Source organism: Devosia sp. ZW T5_3, assembly GCF_044987315.1.
In the GTDB taxonomy this organism is placed as follows: domain Bacteria; phylum Pseudomonadota; class Alphaproteobacteria; order Rhizobiales; family Devosiaceae; genus Devosia.
The window spans coordinates 1-15,954 of record NZ_JBJDRE010000010.1 but is presented as its reverse complement, the minus strand read 5'-3'; the positions used below and the strand labels follow the sequence as shown (position 1 = coordinate 15,954).

At 61.8% G+C, this 15,954-nt stretch carries 16 protein-coding genes; 12 read left to right on the top strand and 4 right to left on the bottom strand.

Annotated features, from left to right (window positions below; genetic code table 11):
- Positions 1 to 4: 4 nt before the first annotated feature.
- Positions 5 to 1,213 carry an MFS transporter gene (locus ACI3KW_RS13480; RefSeq protein WP_404848500.1) on the bottom strand — a complete coding sequence of 403 codons (1,209 nt, stop codon included), beginning with the start codon at positions 1,211 to 1,213 and terminating at the stop codon, positions 5 to 7.
- A 93-nt stretch (positions 1,214 to 1,306) separates the two neighbouring features.
- Between ACI3KW_RS13480 and ACI3KW_RS13475 the strand changes: the two genes are divergently transcribed.
- Positions 1,307 to 2,212 carry a LysR family transcriptional regulator gene (locus ACI3KW_RS13475; protein ID WP_404848499.1) on the top strand — a complete coding sequence of 302 codons (906 nt, stop codon included), beginning with the start codon at positions 1,307 to 1,309 and terminating at the stop codon, positions 2,210 to 2,212.
- Positions 2,213 to 2,407: 195 nt separating this feature from the next.
- Here ACI3KW_RS13475 and ACI3KW_RS13470 read toward each other — a convergent pair whose 3' ends face one another.
- Positions 2,408 to 3,304, bottom strand: a complete 897-nt coding sequence (locus ACI3KW_RS13470; protein ID WP_404848498.1) for a LysR substrate-binding domain-containing protein — start codon at positions 3,302 to 3,304, stop codon at positions 2,408 to 2,410.
- 116 nt (positions 3,305 to 3,420) lie between these two features.
- Between ACI3KW_RS13470 and ACI3KW_RS13465 the strand changes: the two genes are divergently transcribed.
- From ACI3KW_RS13465 to dxs, 5 genes are all read left to right on the top strand, one after another.
- Positions 3,421 to 3,921 carry a YybH family protein gene (locus ACI3KW_RS13465; RefSeq protein WP_404848497.1) on the top strand — a complete coding sequence of 167 codons (501 nt, stop codon included), beginning with the start codon at positions 3,421 to 3,423 and terminating at the stop codon, positions 3,919 to 3,921.
- A gap of 104 nt (positions 3,922 to 4,025) precedes the next feature.
- A complete protein-coding gene (locus ACI3KW_RS13460) occupies positions 4,026 to 4,322 on the top strand; it encodes an Atu4866 domain-containing protein (RefSeq protein ID WP_404848496.1) in 297 nt (98 codons plus the stop codon).
- A 253-nt stretch (positions 4,323 to 4,575) separates the two neighbouring features.
- Positions 4,576 to 6,264, top strand: coding sequence for a murein L,D-transpeptidase (locus tag ACI3KW_RS13455; protein WP_404848495.1), 1,689 nt, complete (start codon positions 4,576 to 4,578; stop codon positions 6,262 to 6,264).
- Positions 6,265 to 6,468: 204 nt separating this feature from the next.
- Positions 6,469 to 8,169, top strand: coding sequence for a DUF882 domain-containing protein (locus ACI3KW_RS13450; protein WP_404848494.1), 1,701 nt, complete (start codon positions 6,469 to 6,471; stop codon positions 8,167 to 8,169).
- Positions 8,170 to 8,317: 148 nt separating this feature from the next.
- Positions 8,318 to 10,249, top strand: a complete 1,932-nt coding sequence (gene dxs / locus ACI3KW_RS13445) for a 1-deoxy-D-xylulose-5-phosphate synthase (protein WP_404848493.1) — start codon at positions 8,318 to 8,320, stop codon at positions 10,247 to 10,249.
- Between the two features lie 154 nt (positions 10,250 to 10,403).
- Here dxs and ACI3KW_RS13440 read toward each other — a convergent pair whose 3' ends face one another.
- Entirely contained in the window at positions 10,404 to 11,543 is a 1,140-nt protein-coding gene (locus tag ACI3KW_RS13440) for a glycosyltransferase family 2 protein (RefSeq protein WP_404848492.1), read from the bottom strand.
- A gap of 169 nt (positions 11,544 to 11,712) precedes the next feature.
- Here ACI3KW_RS13440 and ACI3KW_RS13435 point away from each other — a divergent pair, with 169 nt between their 5' ends.
- The 5 genes from ACI3KW_RS13435 to ACI3KW_RS13415 all read left to right on the top strand — a co-directional run bounded on the left by ACI3KW_RS13435 (position 11,713) and on the right by ACI3KW_RS13415 (position 14,359).
- Complete coding sequence (locus ACI3KW_RS13435; protein WP_404848491.1) at positions 11,713 to 12,951, top strand: hypothetical protein; 1,239 nt, start codon at positions 11,713 to 11,715, stop codon at positions 12,949 to 12,951.
- Entirely contained in the window at positions 12,935 to 13,534 is a 600-nt protein-coding gene (locus tag ACI3KW_RS13430; protein WP_404848490.1) for a hypothetical protein, read from the top strand. Before ACI3KW_RS13435 ends, ACI3KW_RS13430 begins: the two co-directional genes overlap by 17 nt.
- Positions 13,535 to 13,610: 76 nt before the next feature.
- Positions 13,611 to 13,799 (top strand): DUF3008 family protein, encoded by a 189-nt coding sequence (locus tag ACI3KW_RS13425; RefSeq protein ID WP_404848489.1) that lies wholly within the window; start codon positions 13,611 to 13,613, stop codon positions 13,797 to 13,799.
- A gap of 89 nt (positions 13,800 to 13,888) precedes the next feature.
- On the top strand, positions 13,889 to 14,125 hold the full coding sequence (locus tag ACI3KW_RS13420) for a hypothetical protein (RefSeq protein WP_404848488.1): 237 nt from the start codon (positions 13,889 to 13,891) through the stop codon (positions 14,123 to 14,125).
- Positions 14,126 to 14,179: 54 nt separating this feature from the next.
- On the top strand, positions 14,180 to 14,359 hold the full coding sequence (locus ACI3KW_RS13415; protein ID WP_404848487.1) for a hypothetical protein: 180 nt from the start codon (positions 14,180 to 14,182) through the stop codon (positions 14,357 to 14,359).
- 57 nt (positions 14,360 to 14,416) lie between these two features.
- Here ACI3KW_RS13415 and ACI3KW_RS13410 read toward each other — a convergent pair whose 3' ends face one another.
- A complete protein-coding gene (locus ACI3KW_RS13410) occupies positions 14,417 to 14,908 on the bottom strand; it encodes a ferritin-like domain-containing protein (protein ID WP_113122468.1) in 492 nt (163 codons plus the stop codon).
- A gap of 196 nt (positions 14,909 to 15,104) precedes the next feature.
- Between ACI3KW_RS13410 and ACI3KW_RS13405 the strand changes: the two genes are divergently transcribed.
- On the top strand, positions 15,105 to 15,954 hold an 850-nt coding region (locus tag ACI3KW_RS13405; protein WP_404848486.1), incomplete at its 3' end, for a PAS domain S-box protein.

The following is a 15,954-nucleotide window of genomic DNA, read 5'->3' as shown; positions in this document are numbered from 1 at the left end:
TCTCCTATGAGGTTTGGTTGAGTTTGAGGGTTGAGCGCCAGGCCACGACGGCAAGAAGCGACGAGGCGCCCAGAGCGGCAGCGGCGAAGGCAAAGGTGCTCCACCATCCTGCCGTGTCGAATAGGAAGCCCCCGAGGGCGGCGCCCGTGGTGATGGCGAGTTGGATGATTGCGACCTGCAGGCCGCCGCCGGCTTCGGCGTCATCGGCCAGATACCGGCTGAGCCAGGTGCCCCATCCAACAGGCGCAGCGGTGCCAAAGAGGCCCCATGCGACCAGCAGGATCGCGGTTAAGACGGTCGAGGGTCCGAAGGCGATCAGCCCGAGAGCGAGCGCGGCCATGACGAGCGGGATCGTGCCGACAATGCTGAACAGACGCTTTTCCAAGAGCCGGCTGACCAGGTAAGTGCCGACGACACCGGCAAGCCCCATCAGCAGAAGAAGCAGCGACAGGGTTGTTACGGAAACGCCCGTGACGGTTTCCAGAAATGGCCGAAGATAGGTGAAGAGCGCAAACTGGCCCATGAACAGCAGGAAGATCGAGGCCATGCCAAGGGCCACCTGCGGACGAAGCAGGAGGCAGAAGACATTGGGAGAGCTTTCGGCACGTTCTGGTGGCAACGAGGGCAGCTTGACCCACTGCCAGAGCAGAGCCACGAGAGCGAGCGGCACGACCAGGAAGAAGGCGCCGCGCCAGCCGATATAGTCACCAAGCAGGCTGCCGAGCGGTGCCGAAATCGTCGCCGCAATCGCGTTGCCTGCGTTGATCATCGCGAGGCCTTTGGGCACCGAATCTGCGGGCACGAGGCGCATGACAATTGCCGTCGACATCGACCAGAAGCCGCCGATGGCGACGCCCAGCAGGGCACGGCCGATCATCAGCACCGCATAATTGGGAGCAAAGGTGACGGTCGCCGCCGACAGAACCAAGGACGCAGAAAAGGCGATCAACACGATGCGGCGATCGAGCCGGCGGGTCAGGCCGGAAATAAACAGGCTCGTTATGACAGCGAACACGCCTGAAATTGAGATCGCTTGCCCGGTCTGGCCTTCGGTGACCCCCAGTTCGGTCGCGATCGGCGTCAGAAGGCTCACGGGCATGAACTCGGATGCGATCAACACCGCGACGCAAAGCGACATCGAGAGGACGGCGCTCCAGGCAGCAGGGCTTCGGACCAGGTTTTCATCGCAGGTGGCGGCAGAATGCTGTGTCATGCCGAGAAATTAGGCCCTAACCGTTTCCCTGATTAGTCCCCGCAATCGGCAAAGACTTATTGCCTGCTGACATAAATCGGATGAAGATGCGGTATGAAGCGCGAAGACCTCATCGATATGCTTTGGTTCATGGCGGTTGCCGAAGAGCGCAGCTTTACCAGAGCGGCCGCTAGGCTGGGCACATCGCAATCCACGTTGAGCCACACCATCAAACGTCTTGAGACGCGAATGGGCCTCAGGCTTCTCACTCGCACCACCCGAAGCGTGTCACCAACCGAAGCGGGCGAGAAGATCTTGCGCTCGTTGGCGCCGCGTATTTCTGAGATTGAGCACGACATCGACGCCGTGTTGGAGATCCGGGACAAGCCCTCCGGGACGGTGCGGATCACCCTCTCCGATCACGCGCTGGAAAGCGTGGTCTGGCCGAAGCTGCAGCCGGTCATGCAAGATTATCCGGACATCAAGGTCGAGCTGAACAGCGACAATGGCTTTCGCAACATCGTCGAGGAGCGTTTCGATGCTGGCGTGCGGCTTGGCGAAAGCCTCGACAAGGACATGATCGCGGTCCGGATCGGCCCTGATTGGCGCTTGGTTGCCGTGGGTTCGCACGCCTATTTTGAGGCGCATGGCGTCCCGCAGCACCCTCAGGAATTGGTTGGTCATAATTGCATCAACCAACGCCATATCAGGTCAGGAGGTCTCTATGCTTGGGAGTTTGAAAAAGACGGAAGAGAGCTCCGGGTGCGCGTGGATGGGCAGTTCATTTTCAACGGCTCCTATCCTCAGATCGAAGCCGCAAAAAGCGGTTACGGCATTGCCTATCTTCCCGAAAATCTGGTGATCAAAGACATTGCAAGCGGCGGACTCGTGCAAGTTCTTGACGACTGGTCGCCGTTTTTCCAGGGCTACTACCTGTACTATCCCAGCAAGCGGCAGAATTCTCCCGCCTTTACTGTCGTCATGGAGGCCTTGCGTGTCCGGTCGCCTCAAAGCGAATAGTGTCGGTGCTGAAACCGATATCACCTGATCGAAGACCAGCGTTGGACCTCTGTTGTCTTGCCTAGAAGCAGACAGTCACAAATCCAGCCCTTCAGCCGCCCAGAGTGTCGAATGCCTCAACCAGGTGGTTGAAAGCTGTTCTCACGCGCGAGGTCAAGGACCGAGGACAGCCATCTTGATCCGTCAATCTCCCCGTCACCGCTTGCGGCTCACCTGCACATGGTCGACAAGCGCGCGCAATTTGGGTGCGAGATTTCTGCGGCTCGGAAAGTAGAGGAAAAAACCGGCAAAACTGGGCAGGTATTCTTCGAGCAACAGTACGAGTTCGCCCCGCTCGACAAAAGGGCGGAAGGTTTCTTCCATTCCGAAGGTGATGCCGCTCCCGGAAAGTGCCATGCGGAGCATCAGGCCCATGTCATTGGTCGTCACTTGCGGCGCGACCGCCACGTCAAAGGCCTGTCCATCTTCCTCGAACTCCCACCGATAGGGGGCCACCGAGGGCGCGGGGCGCCATCCAATACAGCGATGCCCGGTCAGGTCTTTGGGATGCAGCGGGCGTCCATGTCGCGCGAGATAGGCCGGGGATGCCACGGTTGCCTGGCGCTGGTCATCAGAAACGGGGATAGCGATCATGTCCTGTTCGATGATTTCGCCCAGGCGGACGCCGGCATCATAGCCTGCGGCAAAGATGTCGAACTCGTCATCGGTGATGAAAACGTCCAGTTCAATTTCCGGATAAGTCTCGACAAAACGAGCCAGCAATGGCCCGGCAATGAATCGCTCGGCTATCGAGGATACGGCGAGGCGGAGCAGGCCACTGGGTCGCCCGGCCAGTTCCTGGGTGCTGGTAATGGCCGCCGACAGGTCCGCCATAGCCGGCGCGACGCGGTTCAACAGAAGCTGCCCCGCCTCGGTCAGGTTCACGCTGCGCGTCGTCCGCACGAACAGCGCAATGCCCAGCTCCGCCTCAAGCCGTCCAATGGCTTGGCTGACGGCCGACCTGGTAACGCCGGCACGATCCGCTGCCGCTCGAAAACTCTTGGCCTGCGCGACCGACAGGAGCAGCTCGATCGCATTGACATCTACCGCCATTGGTTAACTCCACTTACCATTGACGTAAGAATATAGCGAATTGTCCAGCGCGCAACGCAGAACTACCTTCGCTCAAGCCTGCCGGCCAATCTGGCAGACGTGACAGGAGAACACCCATGACCACCGATCAACATTCGGCCAGCAGCCATGAACAGACCGTCGGCCAGTTGCAGCGTCGCTGGATTCTCGAGGGTTGGGAAAAGCAGCCGGGCGAGCGCTTCGTGTTCAAGGACAAGGTCGGCCATTTCTACGACTGGGACCACCCTGCTACCTCGCTTCACGACACATTCGATCCGCAATCGCGCGTTGCCCACAGTCCTCACGAATGGGCAGAGGCGTTCGAGACATCCTTTGATTCCATGCAGAGCGCGCTCCACGCCGTGACCGACGAACCCGACATATTGGTCAGCGGCGACATGGCTTCTGCGACCTTCGAATTCTGCGCACGGCTTGAGGCCGCCGACGGCAAGGTCACCGGCGCGGTGTGCCGCACCTCCCACGTCTGGGGCCTCAAGGATGGCCAGTGGACGATCATCCGCGAACACACATCCTGCCGCGTCGTGCCGCTCGAAGAGGTGCATGCACTGCTCGGCAAGTTCGAACCGCAAAAGCTCTGATGCAGTCGAGTTCGACGACGCCTCGTCATCGAGGTCACCAAGGAGAATATGATGACAAAGCTCACACTGGTTCTGGCAGCAACGGCTCTCACTCACCCGGGCCGATGGCCCAGGAGACCGCCCCAACCCCGATCGGATCACCAGAGGAACAACGTCCCATGCAGCAGCATCCCTATATCGGCATGTGGGTCACTGCTGACGGTGTCATCCGTCAGGAATTACTCCCCAACGGACGTTACGACGAAGCGCGGGGCTCGCGGCAGAGCGCCTACCAGGGACGCTACGAGGTCGAGGGCAACATGATCTTTTACTGGGACGATACCGGCTTCACCGCTGATGGCGAGTTCGTCACCGACGATGAACTCCACCACGGCGGCATGATTTTCTTCCGGCGCGATTAGCATGGCCGTCGTTGATATCGCCCGCCCGGGGCAATCGCCCGCTGCGCGTCCGCACCCAACGAAAATCACGCGCCCAATGAAAGAAATTACGCGACTTCTTGGAAGGGCGTAACGTTGCTCCCCTGCCACAAATCCTGCTCACAACTTTGCGAGCAATTGCTCCCGTTAAGGTTTGCAAGTTATTGCTCGTACTACCCCGCAGCCTGCCGAATCGGGTTCAGGCGCGGCCCGCGTCGCCGTGCATGGAGCTCGCATGAACAGGATTTTGGTTGGTTTGCTCGCCGCTCTTGCCGGTGCGGGTGTGGCTTTGCCTGCGGTCGCCCAGGATGTGGCGAGCCTGGCCGTCTCGCCAGTGGTGATTGCGCCGGCACAATCGGATCTCGCCAGAACCATCAAATCCGGGCTTGCGGCCACTTATTACGGCGCGCGCAAGGATTCTCTGGCCTATCGCGAGGCGCAAAAGCTCTATTTCTTCTATGGTGCACGCCATTTCGAGCCCATCTGGCTGGATGAGACCAACGGCGCCGTCGGCTATTCGCCTGCCGCACAGAAGATCATGAAGCTCTTTGGCGCCGCGGCCAGCGAAGGCCTGCGCCCTTCCGACTATCTGACCTCAGCGCTCGACGTCACCGCAGTCGGCAATGACCCGGCCAAGCTGGCGGCGCTCGAAACCGCCTTTTCGGCGGCCACTATGCGCTATGCCACCCATATCTATACCGGCCGCATCGAACCGCTCTCGATCGATGCCAACCTGGATATCCAGCCCAAGCAGCTCGACCAATCGGCGCTGATGCTGGAATTGGCGACGAGCGATGATCCCGCTGCGGTACTGGCCAAGCTCGAGCCGACCCATCCCGAATTCCTCGCCCTCAAGGCGCGGCTGGCGACGTTCGACGCGACGCAGGCCGAACGCCCGATCACCATCGAAGCGGGCGCCACGCTCAAGCCCGGCATGAGCGATCCGCGCGTGCCCGCCTTGCGCCAGCGCCTGGAACTGCCGGCGGTCGATGGCCTGGTCTATGACGAGGCGCTGATTGCCGCGATCAAGACCTTCCAGGCCGGTGCAGGCCTGGAAGACGACGGCGTGATGGGCCCGGCGACGTTGACTGCGCTCAATGGCGGTGCGCCGGTGACGCGCGAGGACATTCTGGCCAATATGGAACGCTGGCGCTGGATGCCGCGCGACCTGGGCAAATTCAACGTCTTCGTCAACATTCCCGAATACCGCCTGACCATCAATCGCGACGGACAGGAAACCTATGCCACCCGCGTCGTGGTGGGCAGCACCAAGAACCAGACCCCGATCTTCTCGGACAATATCCGCCACATCGTGGTCAATCCCTATTGGAACGTGCCCTCTTCGATCATCAAGAACGAGATCGCGCCCAAGACACGCTCCAATCCTGGCTATATCGCCAGCCAGAATATGGAACTGATCTATCAGGGCAATGTGGTCAGCGCCTATCAGGTCAATTGGGCCGCCGTGGGCGACAGCTTCCCCTTCCGCGTGCGCCAGAAGCCCGGCCCCAGCAATTCGCTGGGCCAGATCAAATTCCTGTTTCCCAACAAGCACGACGTCTATCTGCACGATACCCCATCCAAAAGCCTGTTCGGCCGCGCCTTCCGCGCCGCCAGCCATGGCTGTGTGCGCGTGCAGAACCCGATGGAATTTGCCGCCGCATTGACCGCCAATGAACCCAATATCGACCGCGCTTCGCTTGAGGCCATGTTTGGCTCGGCCGAGCGCTGGGTGAACCCGGAACAGCAGGTGCCGGTGCATCTGGCCTATTTCACCCTGCGCGTCGGCGCCGATGGCGAGCTGCGCTCCTATGCCGACGTCTATGGGCACAATGCCAAGCTGATCAAGGCGCTGGGCCTGGGCGACGCGGCCGCCCCGGTGATCGCCGACGCGGCCCCGGCGGACACCACGCTCTCCCCCTGAGTGGCGCTGCGGGGTGGCTCGGGCCGCCCCTCTTAACCTCCGCTTTACAATTTCGCCTTGGTTCAGCCGGGTTTTCCCCGTAATAACACTGCCGTGAAGGGGTCCGGGTGCGGGCCATTTGACATCTCGTTAGCGTTAATAAAATCGAGCGATTTTCACGCTAATGTCGGACGACAACTGGCAATCAACCGGGCAGAGTTTGGCGTGACGGGGACTTACCTTTTGATACGGCACCATATCGTGCGCGCCTGCGTGGCCGCCCTTATGAGCATCACCGTGATCCTGCCGCAGGCCGTTATTCCGGCGCAGGCAGCGAGCGAACGCGCGATCTATCTATATTATACCCATACCAAGGAGACGGCCCGCATCGTCTTCAAGCGCAATGGGCAATATGTGCAGTCCGGCCTCAACGAGCTGAATTATTTCCTGCGCGACTGGCGCCGGAACGAGCCCGCCCGCATGGATCCGCGCCTGTTCGATCTGGTCTGGGAAGTCTATCAGGAAGTGGGCGCCACCCAGCCCATCAATGTCGTATCCGCCTATCGTTCGCCCAAGACCAATGAAATGCTGCGGGCCACCTCCTCCGGCGTTGCTGAAAATTCCCAGCACACCAAGGGCCATGCCATGGATTTCTTCATTCCGGGCATTCCGCTCTCCAAGCTGCGGGCCGTGGCCATGCGCAAGCAGGTCGGGGGCGTCGGCTTCTATCCTACCTCGGGCAGCCCCTTCGTGCATCTGGACACCGGCTCGGTGCGCGCCTGGCCGCGCATGACCCGCGCCCAGCTCAAGGAAATCTTCCCCGACGGACGCACCATGCATCTGCCCACCGATGGCAAACCGCTGTCGCAGGAGGGCTATCAGGTCGCGCTGGCCGAATGGAAGCAGTGCCACGCCTATCCCTGCAATGGCGGCAGCAATTCGGGCACCCGCGTCGCCAGCAATAGCGGCAGCGGCCGCACGCTGATGGATATGTTCTTTGGCGGCAATGACAGCCAGCCGGCTTCCGCCCCCGCCTCGGCGCCCGTGCAGATGGCAGCCGTAGCGCCGCAACAGACCGCGACACCTGCGGCAGCGCCCATGCCGATGATGCGCCCGGCCGATCTGGGTGGCGCGCCCACCGCGGTGGCTGTTGCCGATGTCGCGCCGCAACCGGTAGCGCCCGGCGCCATTCCCATTCCGTTCTCGACCCGCGGCAGCGCGCCGCTCGACGCGGCCGAATTGCTGCCCGATACCACTGCGCCTATGCCGGCCATGAAATCGGAAACCCTGCGCGTGGCCACTGCTGCAGCCATGCCCTCGGGCGATGCTGTCACCGCGCTCGCCTCTTTTACCGCGCCGATGCCGCAACCACGCCTCATCATGTCCGAACCGCCGGAATCGGTCACCGCCTATATGCCGCCCATGCCACAGACGCCCGATTCACAGCGGGCGCTGGAAATGATCATCGAGCGGGACACCACCGTGACGGCCGCAGTGCCGCCCCAGCCGGCCGATCGCCTGCCCATCCTGCCGCCACTGACGGCCGCGACCGGCGTGCGCACCGCTTCGCTGGGCGATGATCCGGCCACTGCTGCGCTGGCCGGCTTCTTCTCGGGCACCTTTGGCGCCGCCCAGCAGAGCAATAGCGCTCCCGTGGCGGCCGCTCTGGCCAACCATCTGGCCAATCGCACCCCGCCCGGCGGCATGCGCAAGCCCGATCTGGTTGCCCCCGATCTCGAACATGTCGCCGAAATCTTCACCGCGCCCTCCACGATGAGCTCGGACCATTTCGCGGTGATCTTCGATCATGACGAGGCCGATTTCAGCCCCGCCACCGAGATGGGCGAATACGTCACCACCCTGCGCGCGGGCGACTTCCCTGCCGTGCCCAGCCACACCAGCTTCGTGGTCACCGCCACCAATTAAAAGCTCCGGCCAAAGCCTCATTTCGGGCACGATATGACCCTATCGCTCGCCGCGCCTGCATAAAGCGTGGCGAGCGGGCCATGTTGCAAAGCCTCTGCAGCGGGCCTAAAGAGTTCATATATTGCCGTTTCTGGCGAAGGATTGCCGCTTGGCCGACCGCCCCTCGACACCATTGCTCGACACTGTCCACACCCCCGCCGATCTGCGCGCCTTGCCGCGCGCCGAGCTGCGCCAGGTGGCCGACGAATTGCGCGCCGAAGTGATCGACGCCGTCTCGGTGACCGGCGGGCATCTGGGCTCGGCATTGGGCGTGATCGAGTTGACCGTGGCGCTGCATGCCGTGTTCGATACCCCGCACGATCGCATCATCTGGGATGTCGGCCACCAGGCCTATCCGCACAAAATCCTGACCGGCCGCCGCGAGCGCATCCGCACCCTGCGCCAGAAAAATGGCCTGTCCGGTTTTACCCGCCGCGCCGAAAGCGAATACGACCCCTTTGGCGCCGGCCATTCCTCGACCTCGATTTCGGCTGGGCTGGGCATGGCCGTGGCCAGCGAATTGCAGGGCGTGCCGCGCAATGTCGTGGCTGTTATCGGCGACGGGGCCATGTCGGCTGGCATGGCCTATGAGGCGATGAACAATGCCGGCGCCATGGATGCGCGGCTGATCGTCATCCTCAACGACAATGACATGTCGATCGCCCCGCCCACCGGCGCACTCAGCGCGTATCTCGCGCGGCTGGTCTCGGGCCCCGTCTATCGCGGCACGCGCGAAGCGGCCAAGAATTTCGTCAGCAAGCTGCCGCCCTTCCTGCACGAGCCGGCCCGGCGCACCGAGGAATTCGCCCGCTCCTTCTTCACCGGCGGCACGCTGTTCGAGGAACTGGGCTTCTATTATGTCGGCCCCATTGACGGGCACAATCTGGATCACCTGCTACCCATTCTCGACAATGTGCGCGAGGCGGCCGAAGGCCCGATCCTGATCCACATCGTCACCAAAAAGGGCAAGGGCTATGCCCCCGCCGAAGATGCCGACGACAAATATCATGGCGTGTCCAAGTTCAACGTGGTCACCGGCGCGCAGGCCAAGGCGGTCAGCAATGCACCGTCCTATACCAATGTCTTTGCCGAAAGCCTGATCCAGGAAGCCAATGATGATCCGCGCATCGTGGCGATCAATGCCGCTATGCCTTCCGGCACCGGGCTGGACAAATTCGGCGAGGTGCACCCCACCCGCGTCTTCGATGTCGGCATTGCTGAGCAGCATGCGGTGACGTTTGCGGCGGGCCTGGCCAGCGAGGGCATGAAGCCGTTCTGCGCCATTTATTCCACCTTCCTACAGCGCGCCTATGACCAGGTCGTGCATGACGTGGCCATCCAGCATCTGCCGGTGCGCTTCGCCATCGATCGCGCCGGCTTTGTCGGCGCCGATGGTCCCACCCATGCCGGCAATTACGACAGCGCCTATCTCGGGGCCATTCCAGGCCTCGTGCACATGGCCGCAGCCGACGAAGCCGAATTGCGCCACATGGTGGCGACCGCTGCCGCCTATGACAATGGCCCGATCGCCTTCCGCTATCCGCGCGGCGAGGGACTGGGTGTGGATATGCCCGCCCGCGGCCAGGTTTTGCCCATCGGCAAGGGCCGCATCGTTCGCCAAGGCGCAACCATCGCCATTCTGAGCTACGGCACGCGCCTGGGCGAAGTGCTTGCGGCTGCCGACAAGCTGGCCGCTCTGGGGCTAAACCCCACCATTGCCGATGCGCGCTTCCTCAAGCCGCTCGACGAGGAACTGATCGCCCGCCTTGCCAGCACCCATGACGTGCTGCTCACCACCGAAGAAGGCGCCATTGGCGGCTTCGGCAGCCACGTCGCGACGTTCCTCGCCAGCAATGGTCTGCTCGACGGCAAACTGCGCTTCCGCCCGCTGATGATTCCTGATCGGTTTGATGAGCATTCGACGCAAGCCGATATGTATGCGGCCGCGGGGCTCGATCGGGCTGGCATCGTCGCCACGGCGCTGACGACGCTGGGTTATGACGAGGCCGCCATGGCGGCGGCTTTGGGTCAGATCAGCTAGGAAATTTACCGGCATCGGAGTACCCCCTCCTAACCTCCCCCTGATAGGGGGAGGGACCGCCTAGTGGTCAAACTCAATTCAGCCGCAAGAGTGGAGAGATCCCTCCCCCTATCAGGGGGAGGCTAGGAGGGGGTACTCCGAACTCTCGGCCTACCTACTTCCAGGTAAAGGCCCGCGTCACGGCATAATTGAACACCGAGCTCATGATCGCGCCCGAGAGGCCAGCGATAAACGTCTGGTGATTGGCCTGGTAGATCGCATTGGCCACCGAGATATTGGCAATGCCGCCCAGCGCGCAGATGCCGCAGAAGCCGATCAATCCGGTGATCAACTTCATCCCATGCAGCTTGCGATCGGCATAGGTCAGGTTGTTGTTGAGGAAGAAATTCCACGTCATGGCGATCAGCGTGGCCGCGATCTGCGACACCACGAAGTTGGCGCCGATGGCCGAGGTGAAGAGCCACAGGCTCGCCAGATGCACCACGACGCCCGTGCCGCCGACCAGGCCGAACAGCAAGAAGCTCGGCGGTAGGACGCCACCGGTCAGCTTGGAGAACCACAGGCCCAGATATTGGATGACGATGAGCGGGTTCATCTTGCTCTCGCCCGCATGGCGCGGCCGGAACACATAGGGGACTTCGGCGATTTTAAGCGGGCTGCCCATGCGGGACGAGGTGACGATCAGATCGATCAAAATCTTGAAGCCATCGCTGGCGAGCTTCGGCGCGGCTTTCAGTGCCGCATCGCGCCGCATCAGGAAGAAGCCGCTCATCGGATCGCTGACATCCTGCCCGGCAATCATTACGGCCAGCTTGGTCGCCAATTGGCTGCCCGACAGCCGCGTCTTGCTCAACCCATCCCCGGCCGAACCGCCGCCGATAAAGCGCGACCCGATGACCAGATCCGCGCCATTCAGCGCTGCTTCCAGCATTGTGGGGAGGATGGCTTCGTCATGCTGCAGATCGGCATCGATGACCGCCACATAGGGCGCCGAGGTCACGGCCATGCCTTCGATACAGGCCGAGGCCAGCCCCCGCCGGCCGAAGCGGCGCAGGCAGCGCACATTGGCATAGACGCGCGACAGCTCATTGACCACATCGGCCGTGCCATCGGGACTATTGTCGTCGACGACAATCATTTCCCAGGCCGTATCGCCCAAAGCTATGGCGAGCTTTTCATAGAGCAACTCAATATTGCCCCGCTCATTGTAGCTGGGAACAATAACCGCCAATTGGGCAGGGCTGAAAGTGGTGGTCTGTACGGTAGGAGTATCGATAGCGGGGCCGACCGACATGGGTGTTACCTGTTGCTTAATTTTATACCACCACCCGCGAAGCGCTACAAAGCACGAGATTGCCAATTGGTTGCACGCAAATAACGGATGGCTGCCTTGCAAATGACGCAGATGTCCCCACGCATGGATTTATGTCAACCAATCTTGCTTGGCGTTTCAGGGTGAGCCCATGGCGATTTTCGAGAACCGCGGCACTGACATATATCGAGAGGCTACGGCCACGCCCGCCCCGGTAGAGGCTGGCCTGACGCTGCCGGCGACAAGCGTTTTCGATATCCCCCGCTCCCCGGCGCTCTCCTACATTCTGCTATTGCCGCTGGTCTTTCTGCTCAGCGGACTGCTGCTGCGTTTCCTCGCCTTCCGCACCGCCATGCCTGCGGCCGAATTCACCGAATATTTCGACGAACTCTGCCGCTGGGATTGCAGCTGGTACGTCAAGATGGCCGAAACCGGCTATGATCGCTTTCCCGTGCCCGGGCGTATCAATGCCGGCAATTGGGCCTTCTTTCCCTCTTTCCCCATGCTGGTCGGCGGCGTGCGGGCGCTGCTGCCCTTCCCCACTATTGTTACGGCAAGCCTGGTTTCGCTGGTCACCACTTACATGGCGGTCCTCGCCGCCTGGCCGCTGCTGAACCGTGACCGCGCCGCCTATGCACTTTATGCCGCCTTCATGCTGAGCGGGCCGGTCTCGTTCTATTTCACCAGCTTCTTCACCGAGCCGCTTTATGTGCTGATGACCACTTTGGTCTTCGCCCAATTGGCCCGTTCGCGCTATCTCAGCGCTGGCGTCGCTGCTGCCATCCTGTCGGCCACCCGCATTGTCGGCGTGTTTGCCTCGCTCGCCATTGGCCTGCAGGCCCTGCTCGATTATCGCCGCAGTGCCGGCACCTGGCGCGGCGCCATCCCGGCGCTGCTGGACAATCCGCAATTGGTGCTTGCCCTGTTCGTCGCCCCGCTCGGGCTGTTTGCCTATATGGCGTTCCTGCATTTCTGGGTGGGCGACGCCCTCGCTTTCAGCCATGTGCAGCGCGCCTGGGCCCGCACCATCGCCAATCCGCTGACCTATCTCTGGCAGGGCTTCGGCAATCGGCCGGACGAAGGCTGGGCGCCGACCAGCTCACAAATCCTGGCCACCGTCGCGCTCGCCGGACTCATTCTCACGGGTGTCCTCGCCTGGCGGCGGCAATGGCCGGCAGCGCTGTTTTGCCTGCTCGCCATCATCGTCCCACTGGCGGCGGGGCTTGCCTCCATGCTGCGCTTCATGTCGGCATTGACCCCGCTCACCATCACGCTGATGACCTTGCTGGCGCGCCGCCGCTGGCTGTTTTGGCTCAGCCTTGCCGCCATCCTGCTGGGCGCCTACGCCACGACCCTGGCCTGGTTCGGAGGCAATGTTGCGCTGGTCTGATCGCCCCTGGGCCATTCCGCTTTATGCCCTGGCGGGCGTGCTCGCCCTGGGGGAGCTGGCCGTCGTCTGGTTGATGCTGCACCCCAATGTGCCGCCGGATTACCGCGCCTATTATATCGACAGGACCACGACCTGCCTGCCCCAGCCGGTGACGGCCGCCTATACGCTGGGCACCAGCATCGACTTCCGCTCCGGCGGCCCGGATACACGCGAGCTGCGCCCGTGTGGCTGGGAAGGCCCGGCAGGGGACGGCATGCATGCTTTGGGTGAAAGCGCCCAGCTGGCCTTTACCGTGCCCGCCGAAAACCTGACGCTGACCCTGGAGCTGACCGGCGTCACCCTGCCCGGCCCGCGCCAGCAGCGGGTTATGGTCTCGGCCAATGGCATATCGCTGGGCCGGGCCATGGTGATCCCCGGCAGAACTGGCCGCTTCAGCTTTCCCCTGCCCGCCAGCGCCATCGTTAATGGCCGCGCCGACATCACCCTGGACCTGCCCGATGCGGTAACCACCAGCCCCGGCCAGTCCAATGTGCGCAAGCGCTCGATCAAATTGGTCATGGCGAGCCTGACACCGGCCTCCTGACCTCCCCCGTTTCGTGATCGAACCGTCGCAGGTCCCACGCGTTGGTCTGGTTGAACCTCTTTTCGGAGATTTCACCATGCCTGCTAAATCAGCTGCTCAACAAAAAGCCGCCGGCGCGGCCCTCTCGGCCAAACGCGGCGATACGCCCAAGGGCGAACTCAAGGGCGCATCCAAATCCATGCTGTCGATGAGCGAAACCGAGCTGGAGAAAATGGCCTCGACCAAGCGCAAGGGCAAACCCGAGCACAAATCCAAGCCGCACTGAGCCGGCTTGCTCGCGCCGATTTGCTCGCTTGAACGCTACTGGACCGGCCTTAGAAAACCGCGTTAATCTGCCTTGCGGGAGGCCAGAACATGCGGAACGAGAATATCGTGCGGGATCTCGAAGTCTCGGATGGGCATGCCAGCCTGCGGGCGACTTATTTCGTCGAACGCGGCGTGCTGCATGCCAATATCGGCGGCAAAACCATCCTGCTGCCGGTCGGCGATCGCGGTCATGATGAAAGCGTACGGCAATTGCTGATCGGGCAATTGCGCACCCGCTCGTGGAGGGAGCGCATCGCCGATTATTGGCGCCAGCGGCGGGGCTGAACGCCGCAACCTTTCCCTCAATCGCCCCGTTATCGGGGCATTGGGAGGTTTGACATGTCCAATGATCAAGAAAAGCCCCTCTCGCCGGCCTATGAGCCGATGACTGTGCGGGGCCATGATGGCCGGGCTTACAAGACCGAGCGGATGGAACGCCGCGAAAAAGAAGCTAGCCCACAGCAAGCCGGGATTCGCAGCGGCAGGTTGCTTGCAGCGCTGTTCAGATTTCCCAACTAACCTGGGATATACCGGCAGTGAGATGGCGCGAACCCCGGGGTTCGCGCCATTCTGGTTTTAGGCCGCCTGCTTGTTGACCGCGCCCAATGCCACTTGGCTCAGTTTCTTGTCGGTGGCGATTTCTTCCTTGAGGGTGGCATCGAACAGGGCCACGGCCTGCTTCAGGCCAAGCAATTCCGCCCAGCTCTTGAGCGTGCCATAGCGGGCGATTTCGTAATGCTCCACCGCCTGCGCCGCCGAGACCAGCCCGGCATCGAGCGCCGGCGTGCCCTTGAATTCTTCCATGATGCTCTTGCCTTCCTCGATAATGCCCAGGATGGCGTCACAGGTCTTGCCGCGCGGCGTCTTGCCCAATAGCTCGAATACCTGTTCGAGGCGTTCGACATGGCCTTCGGATTCACTCAGATGCTGCTCGAAACCGGCTTTCAGTTCCGATGCTGTCGCCGCCTTGGCCATTTTCGGCAGTGTCTTCACGATCTGCCGTTCGGCGTAATAGATGTCCTTGAGCGTATCGAGAAACAGATCGTCGAGGGTTTTCTGCTCAGCCATTTGTCTACTCTCCGTGATGAGGTTGGACGCTGCTCGGAAAACGAGCCGCCTTGGCTGAAGTTCCCCACTGGCCCTCTCGTGCACGATATTTGTTGGTTGGCAAAACGCGCCGGCCCATTGCCAGCCCAAGGGCGGACGGGCAAGGATGCAACTGGCGTCAAACCTCTGATCAACCCTCCATCAAGTGAGTACCTTCGTGGACACCAGACCAGATTTCGCTGCGGCCGCGCGCCTGGCAGCGATCATCGACAGCTCTTTTGACGCGATCATCAGCAAGGACCTGAACAGCGTCATCACCAGCTGGAATATCGCGGCCCAGCGCATGTTCGGCTACACGCCCGAGGAAGCCGTCGGCAGCTCCATCCTGATGCTCATCCCCCAGCATCTGCGCAGCGAGGAAACCGACATCATTTCGCGCATCCGCAATGGCGAGCGCGTGGAAAGCTACGATACGACGCGCCTGCGCAAGGATGGTTCGACCATCTACGTGTCCATCACGGTTTCACCGATCAAGGACGCCGACGGCAGCATTATCGGCGCGTCCAAGATTGCGCGAGATATCAGCCAGACGCGTGAATCCGAGCAGCGCATTCGATTGCTGCTGCGCGAGGTCAACCACCGCATGAAGAACCAGTTCGCGGTGATCCTCTCGATCATCCGGGAATCGAGCAATCGTGCGCTGTCGGCCAAGGATTTCGAAGAGCAGGTGCGGGCTCGTATCATGGCCCTCTCCCGCTCGCATGACCTGCTGGTCAATTCCAACTGGTCGGGTGCCGGCCTGTTCGAGCTGGCGCAGGAGCATCTGAGCATCTTTGCCAATGCCGAGCAGGTGACCCTGTCGGGCCCGCTGATTATGCTGCAGCCGGGCGCAGTGCAGAATCTGGGCATGGCTTTTCATGAACTGGGCACCAATGCCGCCAAATATGGCGCCCTGTCACCGCGCGGCGGCCATGTGCAATTGTCCTGGGAAATCGAGGAGTTCGACGATGGCGTGCGCGGCCTGACTTTAACCTGGGATGAGCAGGCAAAAGGGAGCGAACCCGCCC

Excerpts from the sequence above, each read along its gene's own strand:
- ACI3KW_RS13480 (WP_404848500.1), bottom strand. The coding sequence starts at position 1,213 with ATGACACAGCATTCTGCCGCCACCTGCGATGAAAACCTGGTCCGAAGC.
- ACI3KW_RS13475 (WP_404848499.1), top strand. The coding sequence starts at position 1,307 with ATGAAGCGCGAAGACCTCATCGATATGCTTTGGTTCATGGCGGTTGCC.
- ACI3KW_RS13470 (WP_404848498.1), bottom strand. The coding sequence starts at position 3,304 with ATGGCGGTAGATGTCAATGCGATCGAGCTGCTCCTGTCGGTCGCGCAG.
- ACI3KW_RS13465 (WP_404848497.1), top strand. The coding sequence starts at position 3,421 with ATGACCACCGATCAACATTCGGCCAGCAGCCATGAACAGACCGTCGGC.
- ACI3KW_RS13460 (WP_404848496.1), top strand. The coding sequence starts at position 4,026 with ATGGCCCAGGAGACCGCCCCAACCCCGATCGGATCACCAGAGGAACAA.
- ACI3KW_RS13455 (WP_404848495.1), top strand. The coding sequence starts at position 4,576 with ATGAACAGGATTTTGGTTGGTTTGCTCGCCGCTCTTGCCGGTGCGGGT.
- ACI3KW_RS13440 (WP_404848492.1), bottom strand. The coding sequence starts at position 11,543 with ATGTCGGTCGGCCCCGCTATCGATACTCCTACCGTACAGACCACCACT.
- ACI3KW_RS13435 (WP_404848491.1), top strand. The coding sequence starts at position 11,713 with ATGGCGATTTTCGAGAACCGCGGCACTGACATATATCGAGAGGCTACG.
- ACI3KW_RS13430 (WP_404848490.1), top strand. The coding sequence starts at position 12,935 with ATGTTGCGCTGGTCTGATCGCCCCTGGGCCATTCCGCTTTATGCCCTG.
- ACI3KW_RS13425 (WP_404848489.1), top strand. The coding sequence starts at position 13,611 with ATGCCTGCTAAATCAGCTGCTCAACAAAAAGCCGCCGGCGCGGCCCTC.
- ACI3KW_RS13420 (WP_404848488.1), top strand. The coding sequence starts at position 13,889 with ATGCGGAACGAGAATATCGTGCGGGATCTCGAAGTCTCGGATGGGCAT.
- ACI3KW_RS13415 (WP_404848487.1), top strand. The coding sequence starts at position 14,180 with ATGTCCAATGATCAAGAAAAGCCCCTCTCGCCGGCCTATGAGCCGATG.
- ACI3KW_RS13410 (WP_113122468.1), bottom strand. The coding sequence starts at position 14,908 with ATGGCTGAGCAGAAAACCCTCGACGATCTGTTTCTCGATACGCTCAAG.